This is a genomic window from Nitratireductor indicus C115, assembly GCF_000300515.1.
Taxonomy (GTDB): domain Bacteria; phylum Pseudomonadota; class Alphaproteobacteria; order Rhizobiales; family Rhizobiaceae; genus Nitratireductor; species Nitratireductor indicus.
The window spans coordinates 1-23,352 of the sequence record NZ_AMSI01000011.1 but is presented as its reverse complement, the minus strand read 5'-3'; the positions used below and the strand labels follow the sequence as shown (position 1 = coordinate 23,352).

General features: G+C 61.0%; 19 protein-coding genes and 1 tRNA gene. 14 read left to right on the top strand and 6 right to left on the bottom strand.

Features of this window, described 5'->3' with window-relative positions:
* Positions 1 to 20: 20 nt before the first annotated feature.
* The 4 genes from NA8A_RS15770 to smc all read left to right on the top strand — a co-directional run bounded on the left by NA8A_RS15770 (position 21) and on the right by smc (position 5,630).
* Positions 21 to 518 (top strand): DUF721 domain-containing protein, encoded by a 498-nt coding sequence (locus NA8A_RS15770; RefSeq protein ID WP_009451334.1) that lies wholly within the window; start codon positions 21 to 23, stop codon positions 516 to 518.
* A 128-nt stretch (positions 519 to 646) separates the two neighbouring features.
* Positions 647 to 1,357, top strand: coding sequence for a DsbA family protein (locus tag NA8A_RS15765; RefSeq protein WP_009451333.1), 711 nt, complete (start codon positions 647 to 649; stop codon positions 1,355 to 1,357).
* 88 nt (positions 1,358 to 1,445) lie between these two features.
* Positions 1,446 to 2,099, top strand: a complete 654-nt coding sequence (locus NA8A_RS15760) for a DsbA family protein (protein ID WP_009451332.1) — start codon at positions 1,446 to 1,448, stop codon at positions 2,097 to 2,099.
* 72 nt (positions 2,100 to 2,171) lie between these two features.
* Entirely contained in the window at positions 2,172 to 5,630 is a 3,459-nt protein-coding gene (gene smc / locus NA8A_RS15755) for a chromosome segregation protein SMC (protein ID WP_009451331.1), read from the top strand.
* Between the two features lie 50 nt (positions 5,631 to 5,680).
* Here the strand turns inward: smc and NA8A_RS15750 are convergent, their stop codons facing one another.
* A complete protein-coding gene (locus NA8A_RS15750; RefSeq protein ID WP_009451330.1) occupies positions 5,681 to 6,025 on the bottom strand; it encodes a VOC family protein in 345 nt (114 codons plus the stop codon).
* 66 nt (positions 6,026 to 6,091) lie between these two features.
* Entirely contained in the window at positions 6,092 to 7,099 is a 1,008-nt protein-coding gene (locus NA8A_RS15745; protein WP_009451329.1) for an AraC family transcriptional regulator, read from the bottom strand.
* A gap of 84 nt (positions 7,100 to 7,183) precedes the next feature.
* Between NA8A_RS15745 and NA8A_RS15740 the strand changes: the two genes are divergently transcribed.
* Both NA8A_RS15740 and ppdK read left to right on the top strand, forming a co-directional pair.
* Positions 7,184 to 8,392, top strand: a complete 1,209-nt coding sequence (locus NA8A_RS15740) for an MFS transporter (RefSeq protein WP_009451328.1) — start codon at positions 7,184 to 7,186, stop codon at positions 8,390 to 8,392.
* 194 nt (positions 8,393 to 8,586) lie between these two features.
* Positions 8,587 to 11,250: a pyruvate, phosphate dikinase gene (ppdK, locus tag NA8A_RS15735; protein WP_009451327.1), complete on the top strand. Its 2,664-nt coding sequence runs from the start codon at positions 8,587 to 8,589 to the stop codon at positions 11,248 to 11,250.
* Positions 11,251 to 11,366: 116 nt separating this feature from the next.
* Here the strand turns inward: ppdK and NA8A_RS15730 are convergent, their stop codons facing one another.
* A complete protein-coding gene (locus NA8A_RS15730; protein ID WP_177203398.1) occupies positions 11,367 to 11,789 on the bottom strand; it encodes a hypothetical protein in 423 nt (140 codons plus the stop codon).
* 253 nt (positions 11,790 to 12,042) lie between these two features.
* Between NA8A_RS15730 and NA8A_RS15725 the strand changes: the two genes are divergently transcribed.
* Entirely contained in the window at positions 12,043 to 12,822 is a 780-nt protein-coding gene (locus NA8A_RS15725; protein ID WP_009451325.1) for a DUF1499 domain-containing protein, read from the top strand.
* A 2-nt stretch (positions 12,823 to 12,824) separates the two neighbouring features.
* Here NA8A_RS15725 and NA8A_RS15720 read toward each other — a convergent pair whose 3' ends face one another.
* Entirely contained in the window at positions 12,825 to 13,730 is a 906-nt protein-coding gene (locus tag NA8A_RS15720) for an MBL fold metallo-hydrolase (RefSeq protein WP_009451324.1), read from the bottom strand.
* Between the two features lie 123 nt (positions 13,731 to 13,853).
* Between NA8A_RS15720 and NA8A_RS15715 the strand changes: the two genes are divergently transcribed.
* The 3 genes from NA8A_RS15715 (at position 13,854) to NA8A_RS15705 (ending at position 16,800) form a co-directional block, all read left to right on the top strand.
* Positions 13,854 to 14,459: a biotin transporter BioY gene (locus tag NA8A_RS15715; RefSeq protein ID WP_040672838.1), complete on the top strand. Its 606-nt coding sequence runs from the start codon at positions 13,854 to 13,856 to the stop codon at positions 14,457 to 14,459.
* Between the two features lie 98 nt (positions 14,460 to 14,557).
* Positions 14,558 to 15,547 (top strand): UDP-glucose 4-epimerase GalE, encoded by a 990-nt coding sequence (gene galE, locus NA8A_RS15710; protein WP_009451322.1) that lies wholly within the window; start codon positions 14,558 to 14,560, stop codon positions 15,545 to 15,547.
* Positions 15,544 to 16,800 carry an O-antigen ligase family protein gene (locus tag NA8A_RS15705; RefSeq protein ID WP_009451321.1) on the top strand — a complete coding sequence of 419 codons (1,257 nt, stop codon included), beginning with the start codon at positions 15,544 to 15,546 and terminating at the stop codon, positions 16,798 to 16,800. The genes galE and NA8A_RS15705 overlap by 4 nt, the downstream gene beginning before the upstream one ends.
* On the opposite strand, the gene NA8A_RS15700 is transcribed toward NA8A_RS15705, so the two are convergent.
* Positions 16,785 to 18,191 (bottom strand): mannose-1-phosphate guanylyltransferase/mannose-6-phosphate isomerase, encoded by a 1,407-nt coding sequence (locus NA8A_RS15700; protein WP_009451320.1) that lies wholly within the window; start codon positions 18,189 to 18,191, stop codon positions 16,785 to 16,787. The genes NA8A_RS15705 and NA8A_RS15700 overlap by 16 nt on opposite strands.
* A gap of 282 nt (positions 18,192 to 18,473) precedes the next feature.
* Here NA8A_RS15700 and NA8A_RS15695 point away from each other — a divergent pair, with 282 nt between their 5' ends.
* The 3 genes from NA8A_RS15695 to NA8A_RS25695 all read left to right on the top strand — a co-directional run bounded on the left by NA8A_RS15695 (position 18,474) and on the right by NA8A_RS25695 (position 20,266).
* Positions 18,474 to 19,574, top strand: coding sequence for a DUF2793 domain-containing protein (locus tag NA8A_RS15695; RefSeq protein WP_009451319.1), 1,101 nt, complete (start codon positions 18,474 to 18,476; stop codon positions 19,572 to 19,574).
* 117 nt (positions 19,575 to 19,691) lie between these two features.
* Positions 19,692 to 19,766 (top strand) — tRNA-Gln (locus tag NA8A_RS15690).
* A gap of 281 nt (positions 19,767 to 20,047) precedes the next feature.
* On the top strand, positions 20,048 to 20,266 hold the full coding sequence (locus NA8A_RS25695) for a sunset domain-containing protein (protein ID WP_310988643.1): 219 nt from the start codon (positions 20,048 to 20,050) through the stop codon (positions 20,264 to 20,266).
* A gap of 44 nt (positions 20,267 to 20,310) precedes the next feature.
* On the opposite strand, the gene NA8A_RS15680 is transcribed toward NA8A_RS25695, so the two are convergent.
* Positions 20,311 to 21,672, bottom strand: a complete 1,362-nt coding sequence (locus tag NA8A_RS15680; RefSeq protein ID WP_009451317.1) for a phosphohexomutase domain-containing protein — start codon at positions 21,670 to 21,672, stop codon at positions 20,311 to 20,313.
* Between the two features lie 307 nt (positions 21,673 to 21,979).
* Here NA8A_RS15680 and NA8A_RS15675 point away from each other — a divergent pair, with 307 nt between their 5' ends.
* Entirely contained in the window at positions 21,980 to 23,098 is a 1,119-nt protein-coding gene (locus NA8A_RS15675) for a DegT/DnrJ/EryC1/StrS family aminotransferase (protein ID WP_009451316.1), read from the top strand.
* Positions 23,099 to 23,352: the final 254 nt, after the last annotated feature.

Below are 23,352 nucleotides of genomic sequence, written 5' to 3'. Positions count from 1 at the left end.
AATCAGGTCTTGAGCCCTTCATGGCAGGGAACGAACACAGGAGCAATCCCGTCGCGGTGAGCGACCTTGTGACCGGTATTCTCGATCCGGTGATGCGCAAGCGTGCGGGCATCTCGGTGGAATTGGTGCAGAGCTGGTCCGAGATCGTAGGCAACCGTCTTGCGGGCAGCACGCGGCCTGAAAAGCTGGCCTGGCCGCGCCGCATGCATGAGGATGACCCATTCGAACCCGCCACGCTGGTGATTGCCTGCGAGGGGGCTTCCGCCCTTCGCCTTCAGCATGAGACGGGTGAGGTGATCGGTCGCGTCAATGCGTTTCTGGGTTTTGCCGCCGTTGGGCGGATCCGCATCGTGCAAAAGCCTGTGGCCCAGGCACAGAAGCAGAAGGCTCCGCCACGGCGCGCATTGACGGGCGGGGAAAACGAGCGGCTTTCCCGCCTGATCGAAAGCATCGAGGATGAAGGGTTGCGCAATTCGCTTCGCGATCTAGGCGCAAGTGTTTTTTGCGCCCGTAAATAGAGCGTGATCACCAAAACGTGATAAACCGGCTGCTTCCGAAATGCCGGTCCTTGACCCAAATTCGCCCGAAATGCCGGCTTTCTGGCGATTCATAAAACAGTTTTCGAACGCAAACAGGTGAAACCCATATGTCCGCACTGATCCAGCGCCGTCGTCTCCTCCTTTCCATGGCAGCCTTGCCGGCGCTCGGTTTCGGCCTTGCCGCCTGCAGCGACGATGACAGCGTCGCAAATGCGGGCGATGCCGGAACCGATCCTGTGACCACTGCTGCAGTGGATGTTCCCTCGTCGACCGGTTCCGTGGATGTGAACAAGCTCATGGAAGCGGGCGCGCTGGAAGATATGGTGGAAGGCAGCGCCGACGCGCCGGTTACCATCGTGGAATACGCTTCGATGACCTGCGGACATTGCGCTAATTTCCACGTGAACACCTATCCTGCGCTGAAGGAAAAATACATAGACACGGGCAAGGTGCGCCTGATCATGCGCGAGTTTCCCTTCGACCCGCGCGCCGAGGCGGGGTTCATGCTGGCGCGCTGTTCCAAGGACAATTATTTCGCCATGGTCGATGTTCTGTTCAAGCAGCAGAACAACTGGGCGCCGGTTCAGGATGCACAGGCGGCGCTACTCAAGATTGCCAAGCTCGCCGGTTTCTCGCAGCAGAGCTTCGAAGCCTGCCTCACCGACCAGAAGCTTCTGACCGATATCCGTTCGGTGCGTGAGCGTGCGGCGAGTGAGTTCGGTGTCGATGCCACGCCGACATTCTTCATCAACGGCAAGAAATACTCGGGCGCGATGTCCATCGATCAGATGTCGGCCATCATCGATGGCATGATCTGACCATTTTTCGCATCTATATGCCGAAGCCGACTGGTCTTGCCGGTCGGCTTTTCTTTTTTGTTTCAGTTTGCTTTTTTAGGATTTTGAGATGCTGCAGATTGCGCAGCGACTGAGGAGGGGCTTCAGGCCCCACCTGTTGCTTTTGATATCGTCGGCCGCGATTGGCTCTTTCATGCCCGAGGGATTTGCGCAGGAGGGATTTACACAGGGGGTCGACCTCCTGGAACCGGGCCCGCTCATTGAAAAGGTGATTGGAAAGGCCGATGCGCCGGTGACCATCATCGAATATGCCTCGATGACCTGTCATCATTGCGCGGCTTATCACACGCAGACCCTGCCTGAGTTGAAGCGGCTATATATGGATACGGGCCGGGTGCGTTATATTATTCGCGGCCTTGCGACCGACCCGCGCGCGGAGGCCGCGCTGATGCTTGCCTATTGCTCGGGCGATAACTATTTCGCCCTCAGCGATTTGCTTTACAGGAAGCAGTCCGACTGGGCGTTTGCCCGTAATGGGGGCGATGCGCTGCTCGGAATCGCCAGAATTGCGGGTTTTTCACAGGAGAGCTTCACCGCTTGCTTGACGGACCGCAAACTTCTGGCTGATGTCAGGAGGATGCGCGATAGGGGTTTGGAGCAGTACGGCATCACGGCTGCGCCAACGTTCTTCATCAATGGGGTGAAGCACTCGGGAGCCATGTCGATTGAGGAAATGTCGGCGATCATCGACGGCATACGCTAGCTGGCAACAGGTTTGCCGGCAGTTTCGGCATGCGCGTTTTTTCCGGGCAGCGGGCTCTGAAGGGCACGGCGCATGAAATTCACCAAGCTGCGCCTTCTGGGCTTCAAGTCCTTCGTCGAACCGAGCGAGTTTGTCATCGAGGGTGGCCTGACCGGTGTGGTTGGGCCCAATGGCTGCGGCAAGTCGAACCTTGTCGAGGCGCTGCGCTGGGTGATGGGCGAAAGCTCATACAAGAATATGCGCGCGTCGGGCATGGACGATGTGATCTTCTCCGGCTCGGGGACCAGGCCCGCCCGCAACACGGCGGAGGTCGCGCTGTTTCTCGACAACAGCGACCGCAGCGCCCCCGCCGCTTTCAACGATGCCGATGAGTTGCAGGTCTCGCGCCGCATTGAGCGGGAGGCCGGTTCCGTTTACCGCATCAACGGCAAGGAAGCCCGTGCCCGCGATGTACAGCTCCTCTTCGCCGATCAGTCCACCGGCGCCCGTTCACCTTCCATGGTGGGGCAGGGGCGCATCGGCGAGCTGATCCAGGCTAAGCCACAGGCCCGCCGCGCCCTTTTGGAAGAGGCGGCGGGCATTTCCGGTCTTCACACGCGCCGTCATGAGGCGGAGCTGCGCCTTCGCGCGGCGGAACAGAACCTTGAGCGGCTTGACGATGTGGTAGGAGAGCTTGCCACCCAGATCGAGAACCTGAAGCGCCAGGCGCGCCAGGCCTCCCGTTTCAAGAACCTTTCTGCAGAGGTCCGCAAGGCGGAGGCCATTCTGCTGCATCTGCGCTGGTCTTCCGCCAAGGCTCAGGAGGCGGAAGCTCAGTCGATGCTTTCGCAGGCGACCGCTGCTGTTGGCGATAGCGCCAGCGGCCAGATGGAGGCCGCCAAGGAACAGGCCATCGGCGCGCATAAATTGCCGGAATTGCGAGAGGCTGAAGCCGCTGCCGCCGCCGCATTGCAACGTTTGACCATCGCCCGTACGCAGATCGAGGAAGAGGCAAAGCGTGTCCGCGCCCGCACCGATGAACTGCGCAAGCGTATCGACCAGCTGAATGCGGACATTGCGCGCGAAGAGCAGATGGTGCGCGACAATGCCGAGGCACTGGCGCGGCTCGCAGAAGAGGAAGAGGCGCTGAGAGAGGCCGAGGAGGGCGCCGGCGATCATGAGGCAGAGTTGCGCGGTGCGTTCGAGGAAGCAGCGCTTGTTCTGGCTGAAGCGGAAGAAACGCTTGCACGCCTGACGGCGGAGAAGGCCGAAGCCATGGCTGCCCGCAACCAGGCCGAACGCGCCATCCGCGAGCAGGCGGAACGCCGCGACCGTCTTGCGCGCCAGCTTGCAGGTGTCGACAGTGAGCTCGGTGAAATCGCCCAGCGTATTTCCGCTCTGCCCGATCCCGCCGAAAAGCAGGAACTGATGGAGCATGCGGCGGCACGCCTTGAGCTGACCGAGGGGGAGCATGCGGCGAGCGAGGAGCGTGTGGCTGCAGCCCGCGAGGCCGAAATCGCCGCCCGCCCGCCCTTGCAGGCGGCCCGCGAGGAGCTGGGACGCATCGAGACGGAAGCGCAGACCTTGCGCAAGATCCTGAGCGCAGGCGGTAGCGAGGCTTATCCGCCGGTTGTCGAACAATTGCGCGTGGAGCGCGGCTTCGAGACGGCGCTGGGTGCGGCCCTCGGCGAGGATCTGGATATCCCGCTCGACAGCGCTGCCCCTGCCTATTGGGGGCCGATGGAGGTTTCGGGCGACGATCCTGCGCTGCCATCGGGCATCCGTTCCCTTGCGAGCGTGGTCAAGGCACCGCGCCAGCTTGAGCGCCGGCTGGCGCAGATCGGGCTTGTCGAGGCGGAGAATGGGGCCAGTCTTCAGAAACTGTTGAAGCCTGGTCAGCGGCTCGTTTCGCGCGATGGGGCACTGTGGCGCTGGGATGGTTATCGCGCGAGCGCCGACGCGCCGACGGCGGCCGCGCAGCGGCTGGCGCAGAAGAACCGCCTTTCGGAACTCGATAATGATGTGATCGAGGCGACGGCGCGGCTGCGTGCGGCCGAATCCGCTCTCGCCGACACCGAGGCTGCCGTGCGTAACGCCGTCGAGGCTGAGCGCCGGGCCCGAGAGGAGATGCGTGCGGCGCAGGCCGCGCTCGGGCGGGCGCGCGAGGAACTGGCGAGCGCCGAACGCGCTGCGGGCGAGCTCACGAGCCGTCGCAGCGCACTTGAGGAGGCCCGCGCCCGGGTCGCCGAGGATTATGAGGAAGCGGCGGCCGCTCTCGAGACCGCAGGAGCCACATTGGAGGAAGCACCCGACTTGAGCGATTTGCAGGACAATCTCGATCGTGCGACGAACGAGGTTTCCGGTTATCGCGCGGCGGCTGCCGAAGCGCGGGCCGCCCATGAGGGGTTGCGGCGCGAAAGTGAGACACGCCGGCGCCGGCTTGAAAGCATCCTCGCGGAACGCCGGAGCTGGCAATCACGGGTGGAGAACGCGGACCGACATACAGCGGCCCTTGCGGATCGCCGCGAGGAAACCACGCGTGAGCTGGAAGATTTGGCTGATGCGCCGGACGAGATCGAGACCCGTGGCCGCTCGCTCCTGTCGCAGATCGCGCAGGCGGAAACCGTGCGCAAGGCTGCAGCGGACCGGCTTCAGGAGGCTGAAACACGCCAGGCAGCGCTTGACCGCAAGGCCACCGAAGCGATCCAGAGCCTTTCTTCCGCACGCGAAAGCCGGGCTCGCGCCGAAGAGCGGGTGACCGCTGCCGAGGAGCGGCGCAAGGAGGCGGAAGCGCGCATACAGGAAGTGTTGAATGTGCCGCCGCACCGGGTACTGGCACTGGCGGAACTGGAGCCGGACGCGCCGTTGCCGGAAATTGACGATGTGGAGCGGCGGCTCGAGCGCTACAAGATGGAGCGCGAGCGCTTGGGCGCCGTCAATCTGCGCGCCGAGGAAGAACAGTCCGAACTCATGGAGCGCCATGAGACAATCGTCTCCGAGCGTGAGGATGTGATCGAGGCGATCCGCAAATTGCGGGTCGCGATCCAGAACCTCAACAAGGAAGGCCGGGAACGGCTTCTGGCGGCTTTTGATGTCGTCAACGAGCAGTTCCAGAGATTGTTCACCCATCTCTTCGGCGGCGGTACCGCAGAACTGCAGCTCATCGAATCCGACGATCCGCTCGAAGCCGGGCTTGAAATCCTGGCGCGCCCGCCCGGCAAACGCCCCCAGACGATGACGCTGCTTTCGGGCGGTGAGCAGGCGTTGACGGCCATGGCCCTGATCTTCGCCGTCTTTCTCACTAACCCTGCGCCCATCTGCGTGCTGGACGAAGTTGACGCGCCACTCGACGATCACAATGTCGAGCGCTTCTGCAATCTCATGGATGAGATGGCGGCCTCAACGGAAACCCGTTTCGTGGTGATCACTCACAATCCGATCACCATGGCCAGGATGAACCGTCTGTTCGGCGTCACCATGGCCGAGCAGGGCGTCAGCCAGCTCGTTTCGGTCGATCTGCAAACCGCCGAGCGCCTGCGCGAGGCAAGCTAACATCTCCTCGCGTTCAAGCGCCGTTGTTTTCGGGAGAGACGCAAAGCGAGTCATTTCTCGCTCCACACCGCCAGTTCGTTGCCGGCCGGGTCGGTAAAATGAAAGCGCCGACCGCCGGGAAAAGCGAAAATCGGACGCACGATTGTCCCGCCCGCTTCCTCGACTGTTCTCAATGTGTCCTCAAGGTCATCCGAATAGAGCACGGGAAGAGGTTTGGAAGCAGGGCCGGGATTGCCGTCGAAACCGCCGTCGATTCCTTCGCTGAAAGCGCTGTAACTCGGTCCGTAGTCGGTAAATGACCAGGAGAAAGCGCGGGCGTAAAATGATTTCACGCCATCAAGACTGCCGTTCCCTGCGGGCATCTCAAGATAGTCGAGTTTGCCGGTCTGGCGCATGTCAATCTCCATTGTTCCTGATTTGTTCTTATCATAACGTATCGGATGTGCAAGCGGCAACAGGGATCAGCCGTTGATATTCGCTTCGCGCGGGGAGGTGCTGCGAGCCGCGCCTGGTGGGTGGCCGTGCACGCGTTTGAAAGCACGGCTGAAGGCCGCCTGCGATCCATACCCGAGCTTTTGAGCTGCGGTCTCGATGGGCATGCGGTCGCGGCCGATCCATTGTGATGCCAGCCGCATGCGCAGTTCCGTGAGATAGCGCACCGGCGTCATGCCGGTCACCGTGTGAAAACGCTCTGCAAAAACGGAGCGGGAACTGCCCATCTCGGCGGCGAGTTCCGCCAGGGTCCAGTTGCGTCCGGGATCGCGGTGCAGGGCGGCGATAACGCGCCCAAGACGAGGGTCGCGCAACGCCGCCACCCATCCCGACGCATCCCCGCAGCCGCATTCGACCCAGGCGCGCACAATGAAGGCCGAAACCACATCGGCCAGGCGGGCAAGAATGCCGGCATAGCCTGCGCGGTCCTCGCAGGTCTCCCGCTGCATCGCTTCAAGCAGTGGCAGGATTTCGGGATAGCGGTTGAGCAATGTCCCGACGAGCATGGTCTCAGGCATCAGGTTGACGAGCGGGTGCATGGTGCCGAGATCGAATTCCATCCGGCCGCAAAAGATGAGCGCCTCGTGTGACTGGTCGGCGCAATCGGCGCAGGCCTCGATATTGGCAATGTTGCCGCAGACGGGAACAGCGGTGAAGGTGTTCACGCAGCGCGCGGGAAGCTCGGGGCTGGAGACGAGATCATGCTCGCCGCCACGAGGCAGGAGCACGGCATCTCCCGTGTTCATCCGGTGCACCATGCCGTCAGGCGCCCGCAAATAGACCGGCCCGCGTCCGACAAAATGGAAATGTGCGCGGCTTTTTTCGGTTCCGAAATGCAGTCCGAACGGAGGCGTCATCTGGATGCGGCGATATTCGATACCGAACAGGCGCATGCCCATCAGAAGCTCGCTCACCATGTCGGTAGTGGCGGGTGGCGACGACAGAGTCGAAAGATTTTCGGACTTTTGATCAAGCATTCAGGATTATATGGCATGGTGCGTCCGGTTTGTCCATTCTATCTATGCTGCACTGCAAAACAGACTCCATGAAAGGATAGACGCATGGATCAGCCGCTGCATTGGAAGCAGTCGCAGCCCGAACGCACCCAGCCCGCCTGGGGCGCCGTTGTTTCCATGGCGCTCGGCGTTTTCGGCCTCGTGACCGCGGAATTCCTGCCGGCAAGCCTGCTCACGCCCATGGCCGCGGAACTCGGCATCACGGAGGGCATGGCAGGCCAGGCCGTCACGGCGACTGCGGTTGTCGCTTTGGCCACGAGCCTCGTGATTTCGGCTGCAACGCGCAATCTGGACCGCCGTGCGGTCCTGCTCTTCTTCTCCATGCTTCTCGTGGCATCGGGCATCGCGGTGGCGCTGGCGCCCAATCTCGCCTTCCTGCTTCTTGGGCGGGTGCTTCTGGGTGTCGCCTTGGGCGGTTTCTGGGCCATGTCCACCGCCGTAACGATGAGGCTCGTCCCGGAAGCGTTCATACCGCGCGCATTGTCGATCATCTTTAGCGGCGTTTCCGCAGCGACCATTGTTGCAGCGCCGATCGGAAGCTATCTGGGAGAGATTGTGGGCTGGCGCAGCGTCTTCATGCTGTCGGCAGCACTTGGCGTTCTCTCTTTCGTGGTACAGTTCGCGACACTGCCAAGGCTTGCGCCGACTGGGCTCACGACGATGCGCACGCTTGTCGATGTTCTTCTGCGGCCGGGAGTGGGGCTCGGCATGTTTGCAGCCATGCTGGTCTTTGCCGGCCATTTCGCCTTCTTCACCTATATCCGTCCCTTCCTTGAAACGGTTACGGGCGTGGGCATAGAAGCGGTCTCGGGTATTCTGCTTGGCTTCGGCCTTGCCAATTTCGTGGGCACGCTTTTCGCCGGCATTCTTCTGGAGCGTAGTTTGCGGCTCACATTGACGGCGATGCCGCTCGTGATGGCGCTGCTTGGCCTCGGTCTGGTTTCATTTGGGCATCTTCCGCTTGCCGGCACCGTTCTGGTTGGCGTGTGGGGTCTTGCCTTTGGCGCCGTGCCGGTCGCTTGGTCCACTTGGCTGACGCGTGCTGTGCCGGATCAGGCGGAAAGCGCCGGTGGCCTTCTCGTGGCGGCGATCCAGTTTGCCATTGCGCTCGGTGCTGCGGTTGGTGGCCTCATCTTTGACGCGAGCGGTGCAACCGGCGTTTTCGGGGCGAGCTCGCTGGTCATGATCTTCGCGACATTGATGATCCTTGTCGGCGTGCGTTTGCGCCCGGTTGTCATCGCAGCCCGTGCCTGAACGAGGCTTTCCGGGCGGAGGCTCGACTCCGCCCGGTGCAACGGGATGCAATAAATTGTTTCTCTTCAATCGATAAAGGCGCGGATGCAGGCTCCTATGGTCTTGCTTTGAGCGCTTCGGGTCCTTAACGCTGCCCCGCGTGCCGGCGGAAAATCAGTTGAGCGCCGGCCTGTTGACCGGAAGGGGAGCGCAGCATGACCAAATGGGTCTATGTGTTTGGCGATGGACGTGCCGAGGGTCGCGCAGGCGACAAGAATTTACTCGGCGGCAAGGGTGCCAATCTGGCGGAGATGTGCAGCCTCGGGCTGCCAGTGCCGCCCGGCTTTACGATCACGACCGAGCTGTGCGCCCATTATTATGCCAACGGCCGCTCCTATCCGGACGAACTGAAAGCGCAGGTCGAGGCTGCATTGCAGGAGGTTGGCCGCATTGCCGGCCGCCGCTTCGGCGATCCTGAGCAGCCGCTGCTTGTTTCCGTGCGCTCCGGTGCCCGCGCCTCGATGCCGGGCATGATGGACACGGTTCTCAATCTCGGTCTGAACGACAGCACCGTCGAAGCCGTGGCGGCTGAAACCGGCGATGCCCGCTTTGCCTATGACAGCTACCGTCGCTTCATCCAGATGTACTCCAACGTCGTGCTCGGCCTCGATCACGACCTGTTCGAGGAAATTCTGGAGGAGGAAAAGGAGCGTCTCGGCTATGAGGTCGATACCGAATTTTCCGCTGAAGACTGGCAGAATGTCATCGCGCTCTACAAGCGCGGCATCGAGGCTGAATTGGACGGGCCTTTCCCGCAGGATCCGAACGAACAGCTCTGGGGTGCAATCGGAGCGGTGTTTGCCTCGTGGATGAACCCGCGCGCGATCACCTATCGCAAACTGCACGACATTCCTGAAAGCTGGGGCACGGCCGTCAATGTTCAGGCCATGGTGTTCGGCAACAGGGGGGAGGATTCGGCGACGGGCGTCGCCTTCACCCGCAATCCCTCGACCGGCGAGAAGGCGCTTTATGGCGAATTCCTCGTCAATGCGCAGGGCGAGGACGTTGTGGCGGGCATTCGCACGCCGCAAAACATCACCGAGATGGCCCGGCTCGAAGCAGGCTCCGACAAGCCATCGCTCGAAAAGCTGATGCCGGAGGCCTTCGCGGCTTTCATCGACATCGCCGGCAAGCTCGAGAAGCATTACCGCGACATGCAGGACCTTGAGTTCACCATCGAGCGCGGCAAGCTCTGGATGCTGCAGACCCGTTCGGGCAAGCGCACCGCCAAGGCGGCGCTGAAAGTCGCGGTCGACATGGCCAATGAAGGGCTGATCACCCAGGAAGAGGCGGTTGTCCGTATCGACGCAGCTTCGCTCGACCAGCTTCTGCACCCCACCATCGATCCCAAGGCCCCGCGCGACGTGATCGGCATTGGCCTGCCCGCATCGCCGGGCGCGGCCACCGGCGAGATCGTCTTTTCGTCCGAAGCCGCCGAAGAGGCGCGTTCGGAGGGGCGCAAGGTGATTCTGGTGCGTGTGGAGACCAGTCCGGAGGATATTCACGGCATGCATGCCGCCGAGGGCATTCTCACGACCCGTGGCGGCATGACGAGCCATGCGGCCGTCGTGGCGCGCGGCATGGGCAAACCCTGCGTGTCCGGCGCGGGCTCGCTGCGCGTCGATCACAAGGCCGGTACGCTCATTGCCATGGGGCAGAGCTTCAAGGCTGGTGATATCATCACAATCGACGGTGCATCGGGTCAGGTGCTCAAGGGCGCCGTTCCCATGTTGCAGCCGGAGCTTTCGGGCGATTTCTCCACCATCATGAGCTGGGCCGATAAAACGCGGCGCATGAAGGTGCGGGCCAATGCAGAAACGCCTTCCGATGCACGCACGGCGCGCTCCTTCGGAGCCGAAGGCATCGGCCTGTGCCGCACCGAGCACATGTTCTTCGATGACGGCCGCATCCTTGCCATGCGCGAGATGATCCTCGCCGACACGGAAGCCGACCGCCGCACCGCACTTTCCAAGCTTTTGCCGATGCAGCGCTCCGATTTCGTGAAAATCTTCGAGGTGATGGCGGGGCTGCCCGTCACCATCCGGCTTCTCGATCCGCCGCTGCATGAGTTCCTGCCGAAGACGGAGGAAGAGATCGCTGAAGTGGCCAGCGCCATGGGCGTTTCTGCCGACAAGCTGCGCCAGCGCACCGAAGCCCTGCATGAGTTCAACCCCATGCTCGGGCATCGCGGCTGCCGGCTGGCCGTCTCCTATCCGGAGATTGCCGAAATGCAGGCTCGCGCCATCTTCGAGGCTGCCGCCGAAGCAGCAGCCAAGAGCGGTGCGCCGGTCGTTCCCGAAGTCATGGTGCCGCTCGTCGGCATGCTTACTGAGCTGAACTTCGTGAAGGCGCGCATCGACACCGTGGCCAAGGAAGTGATGAGCGAGCGCGGCATCGAGATCGACTATCTTGTCGGCACGATGATCGAGCTGCCACGCGCGGCCCTTCGCGCCGATGAGATCGCCGGCAGCGCGGAGTTCTTCTCCTTCGGTACGAACGATTTGACGCAGACCACCTTCGGCATCTCGCGCGACGACGCCGCATCGTTCCTGGAAGCCTACCGGGCGCGCGGCATCATCGAGCAGGACCCATTTGTCTCGCTGGACGTGGATGGTGTGGGCGAACTCGTGCGCATTGCCAGCGAAAAGGGACGCAAGGTACGTGCCGATATCAAGCTTGGCATTTGCGGGGAGCATGGTGGCGATCCGGCGTCCATCCGCTTCTGCGAGACGGTCGGTCTGGACTATGTGTCATGCTCGCCGTTCCGCGTCCCCATCGCGCGCCTCGCCGCTGCACAGGCGGCAATCGCCGCAAGCTGAACGGTCCCCATAACCGGCTGAAAATAGTCGGCAGAAACATGAAAGCTGGGCCTTGTGCCCGGCTTTTTTTGCTTCTTCCGTAAATATCGGGCCGGCCGGGTGTCAGCGGTCCGGTGTCAGGCAGGCATGGCGAGTTCGGCTTCCGCCGCGTCCGTCAGGTCGCTGTCCTCGAGCTCGATATCTGTTTCTTCTTGTGGTTGGTCGAGACTGGCCATCAGCCCGGCATAAGCGCTGACAATGCCGGCTACGGGGAGTTCACTTGCCTCGATACTTTCGACTGCAAGCTTTTCGCCATCGCTACGCTGGACGACAAGGGCCAGTGCCTGCCCGCCATCGCTGCTGACCGAAACGGCTGCGACCCAGTCGCAATCGTCAACACCGTCGAGACGCATGCGAAAGAGAATCTGGCCATCGACCTGACCGAGGGCATGGTTCAAGGCACCTTCGAAGCCGAGCCCGAGACAGTCTTCATTGTTCAGGGCAAGTTCGAGTTCGACAAGTTCAAGCGGTATCGACAGTGTTCCGCTTGCTTCACTCACAGACGTCTGCATGACGGACCTCACATGTTTAACGCTCCGCAATTCTTTTTCGTCCATTGTCGCCGTGAGCATGGCCGCATTGTGACGAACTTATCGGCGGATAAGGCACCGGTTTCTCCGCTTGAATCACTTTCGTAAGGCTTAGGTACAAAGGCTTGAAAGCGCAGCCGATACCGCCCCAAGGGATTCCGAATCCTGATTCAATGCTTTAAGACGGTCTTTGTTCCATTCTGTCGGAGACAGACCTGAAATCATGACAGCCATCCTCGAACGAAGGCAATCTTCAGCGGCCGCATGGTGCCGGCGATCCGCGCTATTCAGTGCGGTTTTGCTCGTCACCGCCGGGGGCGGACATCGCTTTGAGCTGGTGGAGACGATCCCGCTTCTGTGGCTGCTTGGCCTTGTATGCCTTTTGGCGGCCACGGCGCTTGTGCTTGGCGCAATAGCGCTCGTTCAATCATGGGAACATGGAGTGGGCGGAGCGTTCGAGGCAGGTTTCGGCATCTTTGTGGCGCTTGTCGTGATGATCCCCTTCGGCATATCGGTGGCGCGCGTCGTTCAATACCCGCGTCTCGTCGATATCTCGACCGATCTTGAAAACCCGCCGGAATTCATCCTGGCCGAACGCCGGCGCAGCGGCGCGATGAACCGCATCACCATGCCCTCGCCGCAGGATATCGCGCTTCAGAAGGCGAGGTACCCCGGCGTGACGGGACGGCGCTATGAACACGCCGCCGAAAGTGTATCAGAAGCCGTGATTGCGATGATGAACGAGCGCGGCTGGAAACCCCGTCAGGAAAAGACGGTGATCCCGACCGGCAACCGCATTGTGATCGAAGGAACGGCAAAGACGTTTTTCCTGGGCTTTGTTTCCGATGTGACCATCCGCATTGAGGATGACCAGACGGCGACCTTTGTCGATATGCGCTCGGCCTCCCGCTATGGCCGCCACGATTTGGGGGACAACGCGGCCAGAATCCGCGCTTTCCTGCAGGAACTCGACGACCGTATGGCCGCACTGGCGGGCGTCTGACTTCAGCCTGGAAAATAAAGCCCGTCGATGGCAGGCGCGCCTTCCGTAACCACAGCGCCGCGGCTGACCAGGTCTTCGAGATGAGCGAGCACCGAAAGGGCCGCTGCCCCATGCAGGCGAGGGTCGGTATCCCGATAGATCGCCCGCACCATATCGCCGATACTGCGGTCCCCGCGGGTCACGCGTTCCAGAATGGCGCGCTCACGCATCTTACGATGCGCTTTCAATCCGCGCAGGAAGGGGGCCGGCCTGGTGACAGGACCGCCATGGCCAGGCAGCAGCAGTTGATCATCGCGCGCAAGCAGTGCGTCGAGCGAACGCATATAATCTGCCATGGCCCCATCCGGAGGCGCCACGATGGTGGTTGACCAAGCCATCACATGATCGGCGGAAAACATAATTCCGGTGCCTTCAAGCGCGAAGACGGTGTGATTGGCCGCATGCCCCGGCGTGTGGATGGCGCGCAATTCCCAGCCATCACCTTCAATCAGCGCATTGTCTTTCAGCGTCAGGTCCGGCTTGAAATCGGTATCCGCACTGGCATCGAGCGGATTGGTCTCGCCGATGCGCAATGGGCGGGCGGGGCGGTGCGGGCCTTCTGCACAAACCAGCGCCCCGGTGATTTCCGCCAGCCGCGCGGCGAGGGGAGAATGATCCCGATGCGTATGGCTCACCAGAACATGGCTCACGGGACGCCCATCTATGGCCTTGAGCAAGGCTTCGAGATGAGCATCGTCATCGGGCCCCGGGTCGATCACGGCCAGAGACGAGGTGCCGACGACATAGCTGTTCGTCCCATGAAAGGTGAAAGGGCTCGGATTGTTGACCGTCAGGCGCAGGACGCCCGGTCCCGCCTCCACCGCCCGGCCATAGGCGGGGGCGAACTGCGTGTCGAATTCAAGGGCCATGGCTCGATCCGGAAAAGCTGGGGCAGGAGGCGCGCAATAAGGTCAATTCGGTTGCCGCATATCATGGAACCGCCTATAGGAGAACCTAGGTACTTTCTTTGAATGAGCAAGGATGGAGAAACCATGTCCCTGGCGATTGCTTCCAGACCCCTCGTTTCGCTGACGCTTCCGCAAGAGGGCGCCCGGCGCTTTGCGACCCAGCTCTTCCTCGCCCTTGGCGCGACGCTTCTTCTGGCTGTTTCCGCCAAGACGAAGGTGGTGCTTGGTCCGGTGGATCTTTCGCTGCAGACCCTTGCGGTTCTTCTGATCGGCGCGACCTTCGGCATGCGCCTTGGCGTGGCCACGCTTCTTCTCTATCTCGCCGAAGGCGCCATGGGCCTTCCTGTGTTCCAGGGCACCCCTGAAAAGGGCCTCGGCCTTGCTTACATGATGGGCCCGACGGGCGGCTTCCTTCTGGGCTTTGTGGCTATGGCGGCGATTGCTGGCTGGGCCGCCGATCGCGGCCTCGATCGCAACCCGATCAAGTTCGCTGGCGCTCTCCTGGTTGCCGAAGTAGCCCTGATGGCGCTTGGTTTTGCCTGGCTCGCCGGCCTGATCGGTGCCGACAAGGCCTGGATGTTCGGCGTGCAGCCCTTCATTCTGGCGGACCTTGTGAAGGTGGCGCTGGCCGCATGCCTGATGCCTGTCGCCTGGGCGCTTCTGCGCAGCCTCGGCGTTTCGCGCGAGTAGGCACGGCAACCTGCCACTGAAACGCCATTTTAAGGGCGAAATGCTTAAATGCGGGCCGGATTTGAGATTCGGCCCGTTTGCGTTTTGGAGAGGTTTGAATGGCGGTCTTGGTAACTGGGGGGGCCGGTTACATCGGCAGCCACATGGTATGGGCTTTGCTCGACCAAGGCGAAGAAGTGGTGGTTCTCGACCGACTCAGCACAGGCTTCGACTGGGCTGTCGCGGAGGCTGCTACCTTGGTTGTCGGCGATGTTGCCGACCGGAATCTGGTCAAGGAAACGATCCGCAAGCATGAGGTGGATGCGATCATCCATTTCGCCGGCTCGGTCATCGTGCCGGAATCCGTGGCGGATCCGCTGGGCTATTATCTCAACAACACCGCCAAGTCGCGCGATCTCATCGATGTCGCGATAGGCAATGGTGTGAAGAATTTCATCTTCTCCTCGACGGCTGCCGTATACGGCAGCCCGGAAACCTTCCCTGTAATGGAAGAAGCGCCTCTGCGGCCCGAATCGCCCTACGGGACGTCCAAGTTGATGACGGAGATGATGCTGCGCGATTGCGCGGCCGCCCATGATTTCAGGTACACGGCGCTCCGCTATTTCAATGTTTCGGGTGCCGACCCGAAGCTGCGCACGGGCCAGTCGACCAAAGGCGCGACGCATCTCATCAAGGTCGCGTGCGAGACTGCGACCGGCAAGCGCCCGTATATGGAAGTTTTCGGTACCGACTACGCGACACGGGATGGCACCTGCGTGCGTGACTATGTGCACGTGTGGGATCTGGTGAATGCACATTACCTGGCCTTGCAGCGCATGCGCGATGGTGGCGGCAGCCTTGTCGCCAATTGCGGCTATGGGCAGGGATACTCCGTTCTGGAAGTCATCGAGGCGGTCCGCAGGGTCGCCGGAACCGACTTCGAGGTCCGTATGAGCGGCCGCCGTCCTGGGGATACGGTGGCGATCGTGGCGAGCAATGAGCGTTGCCGGTACGATCTCGGCTGGCAGCCGAAGCATCAGGGCCTTGAGGAGATTGTTGGACACGCTTTGGGGTGGGAGGCGAAACTCGCAAGGCGTAACAGGCAATGATGACCTACCGGAAGGTCAACCAGCTTTTCACATTCGCAAGTTTCTCCACCGCCCCCGCCCTGGGGTCCGTGGTCAGTTTTCTCTGGCATGGCGGCGCCATCTGGTGCGTGTTCGAAGTGGCTACGGGACGGCGGCGCTTCAGCCCCGATCGGATGATGCGCTTCGTGTATGGCATCATGTTGGTCTATGTGGCGACCAACCTCATGGCCTTTCTTGCCAATGATCCGTCGTGGGAAATGGCGCGCAAGCTCTTGCCGCTTGTCACCTTCCTGATGTTCCCCTTCTCCTATTCGATCTGGACGATCTCCAATCGGGAAGAGATTGCGCGCGCGGCTATCCTGGGCAGCGCTGTTGCGGCTGCAAGCGGCTTCGCCCTGGCTCTGATCCAATATTATATCGTCGCCATGAGGCCGGAGGGCGGTGCGGGCAATGCATTGGTTTTCGCTGATGTGGCTTGTCTCACAGGCCTTGTGTGTCTGGCCGGTGCTCTGACCCTTGAGACAGGGCGGGCGCGCCTTCTTCTGTTTGCCTATGCGCTGGCCTTTCTTGCCGTGCTTTTTTCGGGCTCGCGCTCAGTGTGGGGCGTGATGCTGGGGGCATCCATACTGGTCGTTCTTTTGTGCCGGGGGCGGGTTATGAACATCCTGCGCGGGCGCATGCTGGCCATTTTAGCGGTTGCTGTGACAGTGGCGGTGCTTGCCTCGGGGGTCGTGGCAACGCGGATGGAACTTCTGGGCGAGGAGTTTCGCGAGCTTGCCGTCAGCGGCAACTACAACACCTCGTCAGGTCTGCGCGTGGCGCTTTATGAAATCGGCTCCCGGCTGGTCATGGAGCGACCGTTTCTGGGGCACGGACTTCAGAATACGGTTCACCTGATAGGACATCATCTGAATGCCGATTACGGCGTGAACCGCAGCTTCTCGCATTTCCACAACGGGTTTCTGACGGCATTTGTGGAGGGGGGCGTCTTGTGCGGCCTTGCGGTTCTGGCGCTTTTTGCCGCCATTGCCGTGGCGGCGTGGAGGGCCTTGCAGAATGCAGTCGATCCGATCCAGCGTTTCGGCGGTCTGCTCCTCGCCATCCTGTTCTGCATCTATGCCGGTGGCGGCAGCGTTAACCTGATCTTTGGCCATGACATCCTGGATTCGATGTTCATGGTGGTCCTGATTACCGGATTGTATCTTGCCACGGGAAGCTCGCAGCTTCCCGCGGAAGAGAAGGAAGAACCTGACACGGATCAGGCGCGCCCGTAGCGATCCTCGAAGCGCACGATGTCGTCTTCGCCGAGATAGGACCCGGACTGGACCTCGATCAGTTCGAGCGGAATCTTGCCCGGGTTCTCCAACGCGTGGACTTCACCGAGCGGAATATAGGTCGACTGGTTTTCGCTCAGGAGGATAGTCTCCTCACCCTTGAGCACTTTTGCCGTGCCGCGCACAACAACCCAGTGCTCGGCGCGGTGATGGTGCTTCTGCACCGAGAGCTTCGCCCCCGGCTTGACGGTGATGCGCTTGACCTGATGGCGGTCGCCCACGTCGATGGAATCGTAGTGGCCCCAGGGGCGATAGACCTTGCGGTGATCCACATATTCGCTGCGGCCGAGCGTCTTGAGTTTTTCGACGATCTGCTTGACCTGCTGTACCGCGTCGCGGCGGGCGACAAGCACCGCGTCGGCCGTTTCGATGACGACGAGATCCTCTACGCCGACCAGCGCGACGAGACGCTTTTCAGCCGCAACGATGGAATTTTTTGAGCCGACCTGCAGGACGTCGCCGCTCAGTGCGTTCCCATCCGCATCCTTGTCCATCGCATCCCATATCGCAGACCAGGAACCGATGTCGTTCCAGCCCGCATCCAGCGGAACCACGGCGGCGCGCTCGGTCTTTTCCATCACCGCATAGTCGATGGAATCGGAGGGGCAGGCTTCGAAGGCGGCACGGTCTGGCCGGATGAACTGCGAATCCGTCTGTGGGTGCGCCATCGCCTGCTCGCAGGCCTGAAGGATCGCGGGGGCATGTTTGCGCATTTCGTCCAGATAGGCGCTGGCCCTGAACATGAACATGCCGCTGTTCCAGTAGCAGTCGCCCGTTGCGAGATAGGCTTTTGCCGTTGCAAGGTCCGGCTTCTCCTCAAAACCTGCGACGGAGAAGCCTTCGCTCCCGAGAGGCGCGCCGCGCCTAATGTAGCCAAACCCTGTCTCGGGCGTCTTGGGAACGATGCCGAATGTGACGAGGCGTCCTTCGCCGGCAAGCGCTTCGGCCTTGGCAAGCCCGGCATGAAAGGCCGCAATATCCTGAATGAGATGGTCGGCGGGCATCACCAGCAGGAGGGGATCGCTCCCGTCGCGGGTTGCCTCGATAGCGGCGAGTGCAATGGCCGGGGCGGTGTTGCGACCAACCGGCTCGAGAATGAGCGGGCTGTTCTCGATACCGGCAAGGCGCAACTGCTCGGCCGCGAGGAAGCGATGCTCCTCATTGCAGATCAGGAGCGGTTCCTGGCGGTCGAGACCCGAAAGGCGGCCAACTGTCTGCTGCAGCATGGTGCCGTCGCCAACGAGCGAGCAGAACTGCTTGGGATAGTGTTCACGGGAAACGGGCCAGAGCCGCGTTCCCGATCCGCCGGCCATGATTACAGGCAAGAACATGCAATTTCCTTCTCAACGCTGTCGGCCGGACAAGGCGGCACATCGAACAGGGATCCATAGGATCATGCCCAAGACTATTTCATGTCCAATACCAGACACGTGCCCGATCATCACCAAACGGCCCAAAATCAACACAGGAAATATGAAGTTCAAATGTTGACATGGGGTGTAGATGGGGGGATGGCGGCGGGGATAAAATCGGACCTGAGCGCGGCTGGATACCGGAATTATCCCCGTAAAGCAGCCTGCCCCTATCCTGCGTCGAAAACGTGAGGATCGGCAATGGAACAGACGGCAAGGCTTCGGCTCCCCTACATCATGCCCCAGCAGGCGCAGAAGCATGTGACGCACAACGAGGCGCTGCGGCTTCTGGATGGGCTGGTACAGCTATCGGTGGTCGACCGTGACAGGACGCTTCCCCCGGAAGACCCGCAGGAAGGCGCAAGTCATATCGTGGGTGGGGGCGCCGGTGGCGAGTGGGACGGTTGGACCGGAAGTGTCGCTTGCTTCATCGATGGTATATGGGAGCGCCTGACACCGCGCGCCGGCTGGCGTGCATGGGTGGAGGCGGAAGGATTTCTCATTATCCACGACGGAACGGAATGGCAGCGTATCAACGGTATACCGGAGGAGGGAGCTGTGATCCAGAATGCGGCTCTTGTCGGCGTGGGCACGGGCGCCGATGTGGAAAATCCGTTTGCCGCGAAGCTCAACAAAGTGCTGTGGACCGCGCGTCCGATCGGCGAGGGCGGTTCGGGCGATCTCTTCTACACCATGAACAAGGAGACCTCCGCAAAGGATGTGGGGCTTTTGTTGCAGAGCGGTTATTCGACACGGGCCCTGATGGGCCTGTTCGGTTCCGACGATTGGCGTCTGGCGGTGTCGCCCGATGGCACAAGCTTTCAAGATGCAATCCGCACCGACCGGAGCTCGGGGCGAACGGTTTTGCCCGGTAACCCGAAATTCGCCGCGCATCTGAACTACGATCAATATATCGCCGCCGGCAGCTGGACACGCGTGGCGGTCAATAACACCGACTACAACGACCAGGCGGCTTTCGATGCCGCTGAAAACAGGTTCGTGGCGCCAGCCTCGGGTCTTTATGCTTTCGGCGCTTCGGTGGGCTGGAAACAGAACGGTACCAATGTGCCATCGGGTGTGAAGGCGCGGCTGGCGCTCAATGAAACGGCCGGATTGTCCGCCCCGCTCGCCATGCCGGATCTGTCTGCGGCCGGCGCTGTTGGTGGTGAGGCCCTTCTTCATCTTCACGCAATGGCTGTGCTGGCGGAAGGTGACAGGGTGGAGCTTCAGCAGTTCTTTCCGGGGCTCGATGGATATGCACCAGCCCATGTAACCCGGTTCTGGGGACATTGGGTGGCCTAGAGGACCGGAGAGAGGAGGGGATTTCTCATGCAAGCACGGCGGCAAATCCCCTTCCTGTCTTGTCGTGGGCAAAGCCATCTGCTATCCACCGCCTCGCCCGATCTTGGGCGCAGGTCTTGGGGCGTAGCCAAGTGGTAAGGCAGCGGTTTTTGGTACCGCCATTCGCAGGTTCGAATCCTGCCGCCCCAGCCAGTCTTTATTCTTCAGTTGCCGCTTTCTGAAATTGCTTTCATTGCCGCTGGTTATCGCTGTTTTTTAACAAAGCCTGCTAACCAAATGATAAGAATCGTTAAAATTGCTTGAGCACTTTTTGCCTGACGGCAAGTTTTGGTGCCTAGCCTGGCTGTATGACGACCTGGAAGCGATCGAGATCGCGGCTCGTTGCCGAGCAGGCAATGAGGCCGCGGCGACAGATTTCAATGCGGAGCATTTTGTACGGCTGTATGCTCGTGGGCGCCGTTGGGGCCGGTTACGTGTCCGACCGACTTCCGCTTGGCCAGATGATGGCGATGGTGCCGGGCTCCGGTTGCAACATCAAGGGCGGTATCAGCCAGGATACAGGCGAGCGTGTGTACCATGTGCCCGGCCAGAGCGATTATAACGACACTGCAATTTCAGTGACCAAGGGCGAGCGCTGGTTTTGTAGCGAGGCTCAGGCGCGCCGCTCGGGGTGGCGCAAGGCGCAAATCTAGCATAGGCCCGCCGCAACGGCGGGCCTTCACTATTTTGCAGGGACTCACCCTGCGCTCTCAATCAGCCCGGTGATTTCACTCACCTTCTCTTTGAGGAGCGTGGTGTTGCCGCGTGTTTCCACATTTAGACGCAGGAGCGGCTCCGTGTTGGAGGAGCGCAAATTGAAGCGCCAGTCCGAAAACACCATGCCGAGCCCGTCCACCGTCTCAAGTTCGGGGTTCTTCGGCATGAAATGATCTGAAATCCTGGCCTGAACTTCAGCCGCGTCCTTTACCGTGAAATTGATTTCGCCCGAGCAGGGATAGGCCGCGATACGCTCCTCCAGGCGCTCTGCCAGCGTGGTGCCGCTCGCCGAAAGGTCCGCAACCACGTCTAGCCAGGCCAGCATGCCGGAATCGCAATAGGAGAAGTCGCGGAAATAGTGATGCGCGCTCATTTCCCCGCCATAGACGGCATTTTCCTCGCGCATCATTTTCTTGAAATAGGCGTGGCCGGTGCGGCAGGGCTTGGCGACGCCGCCGGCCTTCTCCACCACGTCGATCGTGTTCCAGGTGAGACGCGGATCATAAAGGATCGTTGCGCCGGGATTTTTGCCGAGCAGCGTCTGGGCGATCATGCCGACGAGATAGTATCCTTCGACGAAGCGGCCCTTGTGGTCGTAGAGGAAACACCGGTCGAAATCGCCATCCCAGGCAATGGCGAGGTCTGCCCCATGGTCGATGACGGCCTTGCTGGCTTTCTCCCGTTTTTCAGGCAGAAGCGGGTTCGGGACGCCGTTGGGCAGCCGCGGATCGGGATCGTGGTCGATCTTGATGAAGGTGAAGGGCAGATGCTTTTCCAGAAGATCGATGATCGGGCCGGCGCAGCCATTGCCCGCATGGCAGACGATTTTCAGCGGTTTCAGATCCTGCCCGGCGACCTCTTCAAGAAGCCGTTCGATATAGGCGTTGCGGTCAAGAATATCGTGCAGCCTGCCGCGTCTGGCGTAATCGTCGACGGGGTCGAGAACCGCGTCCGAACGCATGATCGCCTCGATGGGGTTGAAGGCGTTGTCGGGGGTTGCAGCCGAAGCACCCTTCAAGACCATCTTGATGCCGTTATAGTCCGGCGGATTATGGCTTGCCGTGACCATGAGGCCTGCATCGGCGCCCGTCGCGGCCGTATGAAAATAGACTTCTTCCGTTCCGCAGCGTCCCACGGGCCGCACGTCGACACCGCTGTCGAGCAGGCCCTGGATCAGTGCGTCGGCGAGCGCGGGACTGTCCTGGCGCATGTCGTGGCCCACGACCACGAGGTCGGGGTTGAGGCTCTGCCGCAGGGCCTGAGAAAAGCGGTAGGCAAAGGGTACGTTGATTTCCGCCGGAATTCGGCCGCGAACATCATACGCCTTGAAAGGAGCGCCCATACTCTTTGTTCCTCGATCTGAAATAAACTGAACAATTCCGGATATGATTGGGATTGCAGCGATTGGTGGAAATTAGGTTGATAAGCGCCGCTGCCTGGGTTGCATAAGCTACTAAGGTTACAATTCTGGCAAGACAAGCGCCGTCCGCAAAACACGCGAACCGCCCTATTGTTGCCGGTCGACCGATCACCTCGTGTAACATACCAGTGTAGAGATTGAAGAAACCGCTCGGTTGCGCGGCGGCGGCCGCAACCCTATTGAACGGTCGGGGATTTACGGAATCACTCCGTTACTGATTGGGCTTTAGATGCAGTTTATCGATCTCGGCGCTCAGCGTGAGCGTATCAAGGACAGGCTGGCGGCCGCCATCGACAAGGTCGTTTCCGAAGGGCGTTACATACTGGGACCGGAAGTCGGCGCCTTCGAAGAACTGATGTCAAAATATATTGGCGCCAAACACACCATCGCATGCGCTAATGGCACGGATGCATTGCAAATGCCGCTCATGGCATTCGGCATCGGCCCCGGCGATGCCGTGTTTTGCCCGAGCTTTACCTTCGCCGCCACGGCCGAGGTCGTGGCGCTGGTGGGCGCCGAGGCGGTTTTCGTCGATATCGATCCGGACACCTACAATATGGATGCGGGGAGCCTGCGGGCTGCGATCGATCATGTGAAGGCCGAAGGCCGCTTCACGCCGAAGGCAATCATTGCGGTGGACCTGTTCGGCCTCGCTGCCGATTACGATGCCATTGAGGCGATTGCGGCGCGTGAAGGGCTGCGCATCATCGAAGATGCGGCGCAATCCGTCGGCGGCGTTCGCGGAAACAAGCAGTGCGGTTCCTTCGGCGATGTCGGTTCCACCAGCTTCTACCCGGCTAAGCCGCTTGGCTGTTACGGTGACGGCGGAGCCGTATTCACCGATGACGATGAACTGGCCGAGGTCCTGCGATCCATCGCATTTCACGGTAAGGGCACAAGCCAGTACGACAATGTGCGTATCGGCCTCAATTCGCGACTCGACACGCTTCAGGCTGCAATCCTGATCGAGAAACTGGCCATTTTGCCGGACGAGATGGAGAAGCGGCAGGTGATCGCCGCCCGCTATGCCGAAGGTTTCGGCGATGTCGTCAAGACCCCGCGCATCCCTCACGGCTACCGCTCGGCCTGGGCGCAATATGCCATTGAGACGGAACGCCGCGATGCGGTGCGTCAGCATCTTTCCTCGGAAGGCATTCCCTCCGTCATCTACTACGAGAAGCCGCTGCACCTGCAGACGGCCTATGAGATGTACACCCGCACCCCCACGGGTCTCGAGGTTTCCGAGACGCTACCCGAACGCATTCTGTGCCTTCCCATGCATCCTTATCTGAGCGAGGAAGATCAGGACCGCATCATTGTTGCTGTGCGTAAGGCGGTCGCTTCCTGAGAGGCGATGACTGGCCGGTTCGATTGAAGGCTCGCGCAAGCGGGCCTTTTTTCATGGCTCGAAACGTCTTTTCCCCATTCCCCGAAACAACGCAAAAACCACCTCGCAAACCGGTGAAGGCTTGGGTTTGAACGCCTTCGGCAGGTGAATGCTCCATGGTAGTTGAGGGAGAGTTTTCGGCGCTGTTGCCGGAGCCTGCCACCTGAAACCTATTATCGGACAGACAGGGCCGACCCCATGCATACAGTCTTGAG

What these genes read in the sequence shown, in the direction of transcription:
- NA8A_RS15770 (WP_009451334.1), top strand. Translation starts at nt 21, where the DNA reads ATGGCAGGGAACGAACACAGGAGCAATCCCGTCGCGGTGAGCGACCTT.
- NA8A_RS15765 (WP_009451333.1), top strand. Translation starts at nt 647, where the DNA reads ATGTCCGCACTGATCCAGCGCCGTCGTCTCCTCCTTTCCATGGCAGCC.
- NA8A_RS15760 (WP_009451332.1), top strand. Translation starts at nt 1,446, where the DNA reads ATGCTGCAGATTGCGCAGCGACTGAGGAGGGGCTTCAGGCCCCACCTG.
- smc (WP_009451331.1), top strand. Translation starts at nt 2,172, where the DNA reads ATGAAATTCACCAAGCTGCGCCTTCTGGGCTTCAAGTCCTTCGTCGAA.
- NA8A_RS15750 (WP_009451330.1), bottom strand. Translation starts at nt 6,025, where the DNA reads ATGCGCCAGACCGGCAAACTCGACTATCTTGAGATGCCCGCAGGGAAC.
- NA8A_RS15745 (WP_009451329.1), bottom strand. Translation starts at nt 7,099, where the DNA reads ATGCTTGATCAAAAGTCCGAAAATCTTTCGACTCTGTCGTCGCCACCC.
- NA8A_RS15740 (WP_009451328.1), top strand. Translation starts at nt 7,184, where the DNA reads ATGGATCAGCCGCTGCATTGGAAGCAGTCGCAGCCCGAACGCACCCAG.
- ppdK (WP_009451327.1), top strand. Translation starts at nt 8,587, where the DNA reads ATGACCAAATGGGTCTATGTGTTTGGCGATGGACGTGCCGAGGGTCGC.
- NA8A_RS15725 (WP_009451325.1), top strand. Translation starts at nt 12,043, where the DNA reads ATGACAGCCATCCTCGAACGAAGGCAATCTTCAGCGGCCGCATGGTGC.
- NA8A_RS15720 (WP_009451324.1), bottom strand. Translation starts at nt 13,730, where the DNA reads ATGGCCCTTGAATTCGACACGCAGTTCGCCCCCGCCTATGGCCGGGCG.
- NA8A_RS15715 (WP_040672838.1), top strand. Translation starts at nt 13,854, where the DNA reads ATGTCCCTGGCGATTGCTTCCAGACCCCTCGTTTCGCTGACGCTTCCG.
- galE (WP_009451322.1), top strand. Translation starts at nt 14,558, where the DNA reads ATGGCGGTCTTGGTAACTGGGGGGGCCGGTTACATCGGCAGCCACATG.
- NA8A_RS15705 (WP_009451321.1), top strand. Translation starts at nt 15,544, where the DNA reads ATGATGACCTACCGGAAGGTCAACCAGCTTTTCACATTCGCAAGTTTC.
- NA8A_RS15700 (WP_009451320.1), bottom strand. Translation starts at nt 18,191, where the DNA reads ATGTTCTTGCCTGTAATCATGGCCGGCGGATCGGGAACGCGGCTCTGG.
- NA8A_RS15695 (WP_009451319.1), top strand. Translation starts at nt 18,474, where the DNA reads ATGGAACAGACGGCAAGGCTTCGGCTCCCCTACATCATGCCCCAGCAG.
- NA8A_RS15680 (WP_009451317.1), bottom strand. Translation starts at nt 21,672, where the DNA reads ATGGGCGCTCCTTTCAAGGCGTATGATGTTCGCGGCCGAATTCCGGCG.
- NA8A_RS15675 (WP_009451316.1), top strand. Translation starts at nt 21,980, where the DNA reads ATGCAGTTTATCGATCTCGGCGCTCAGCGTGAGCGTATCAAGGACAGG.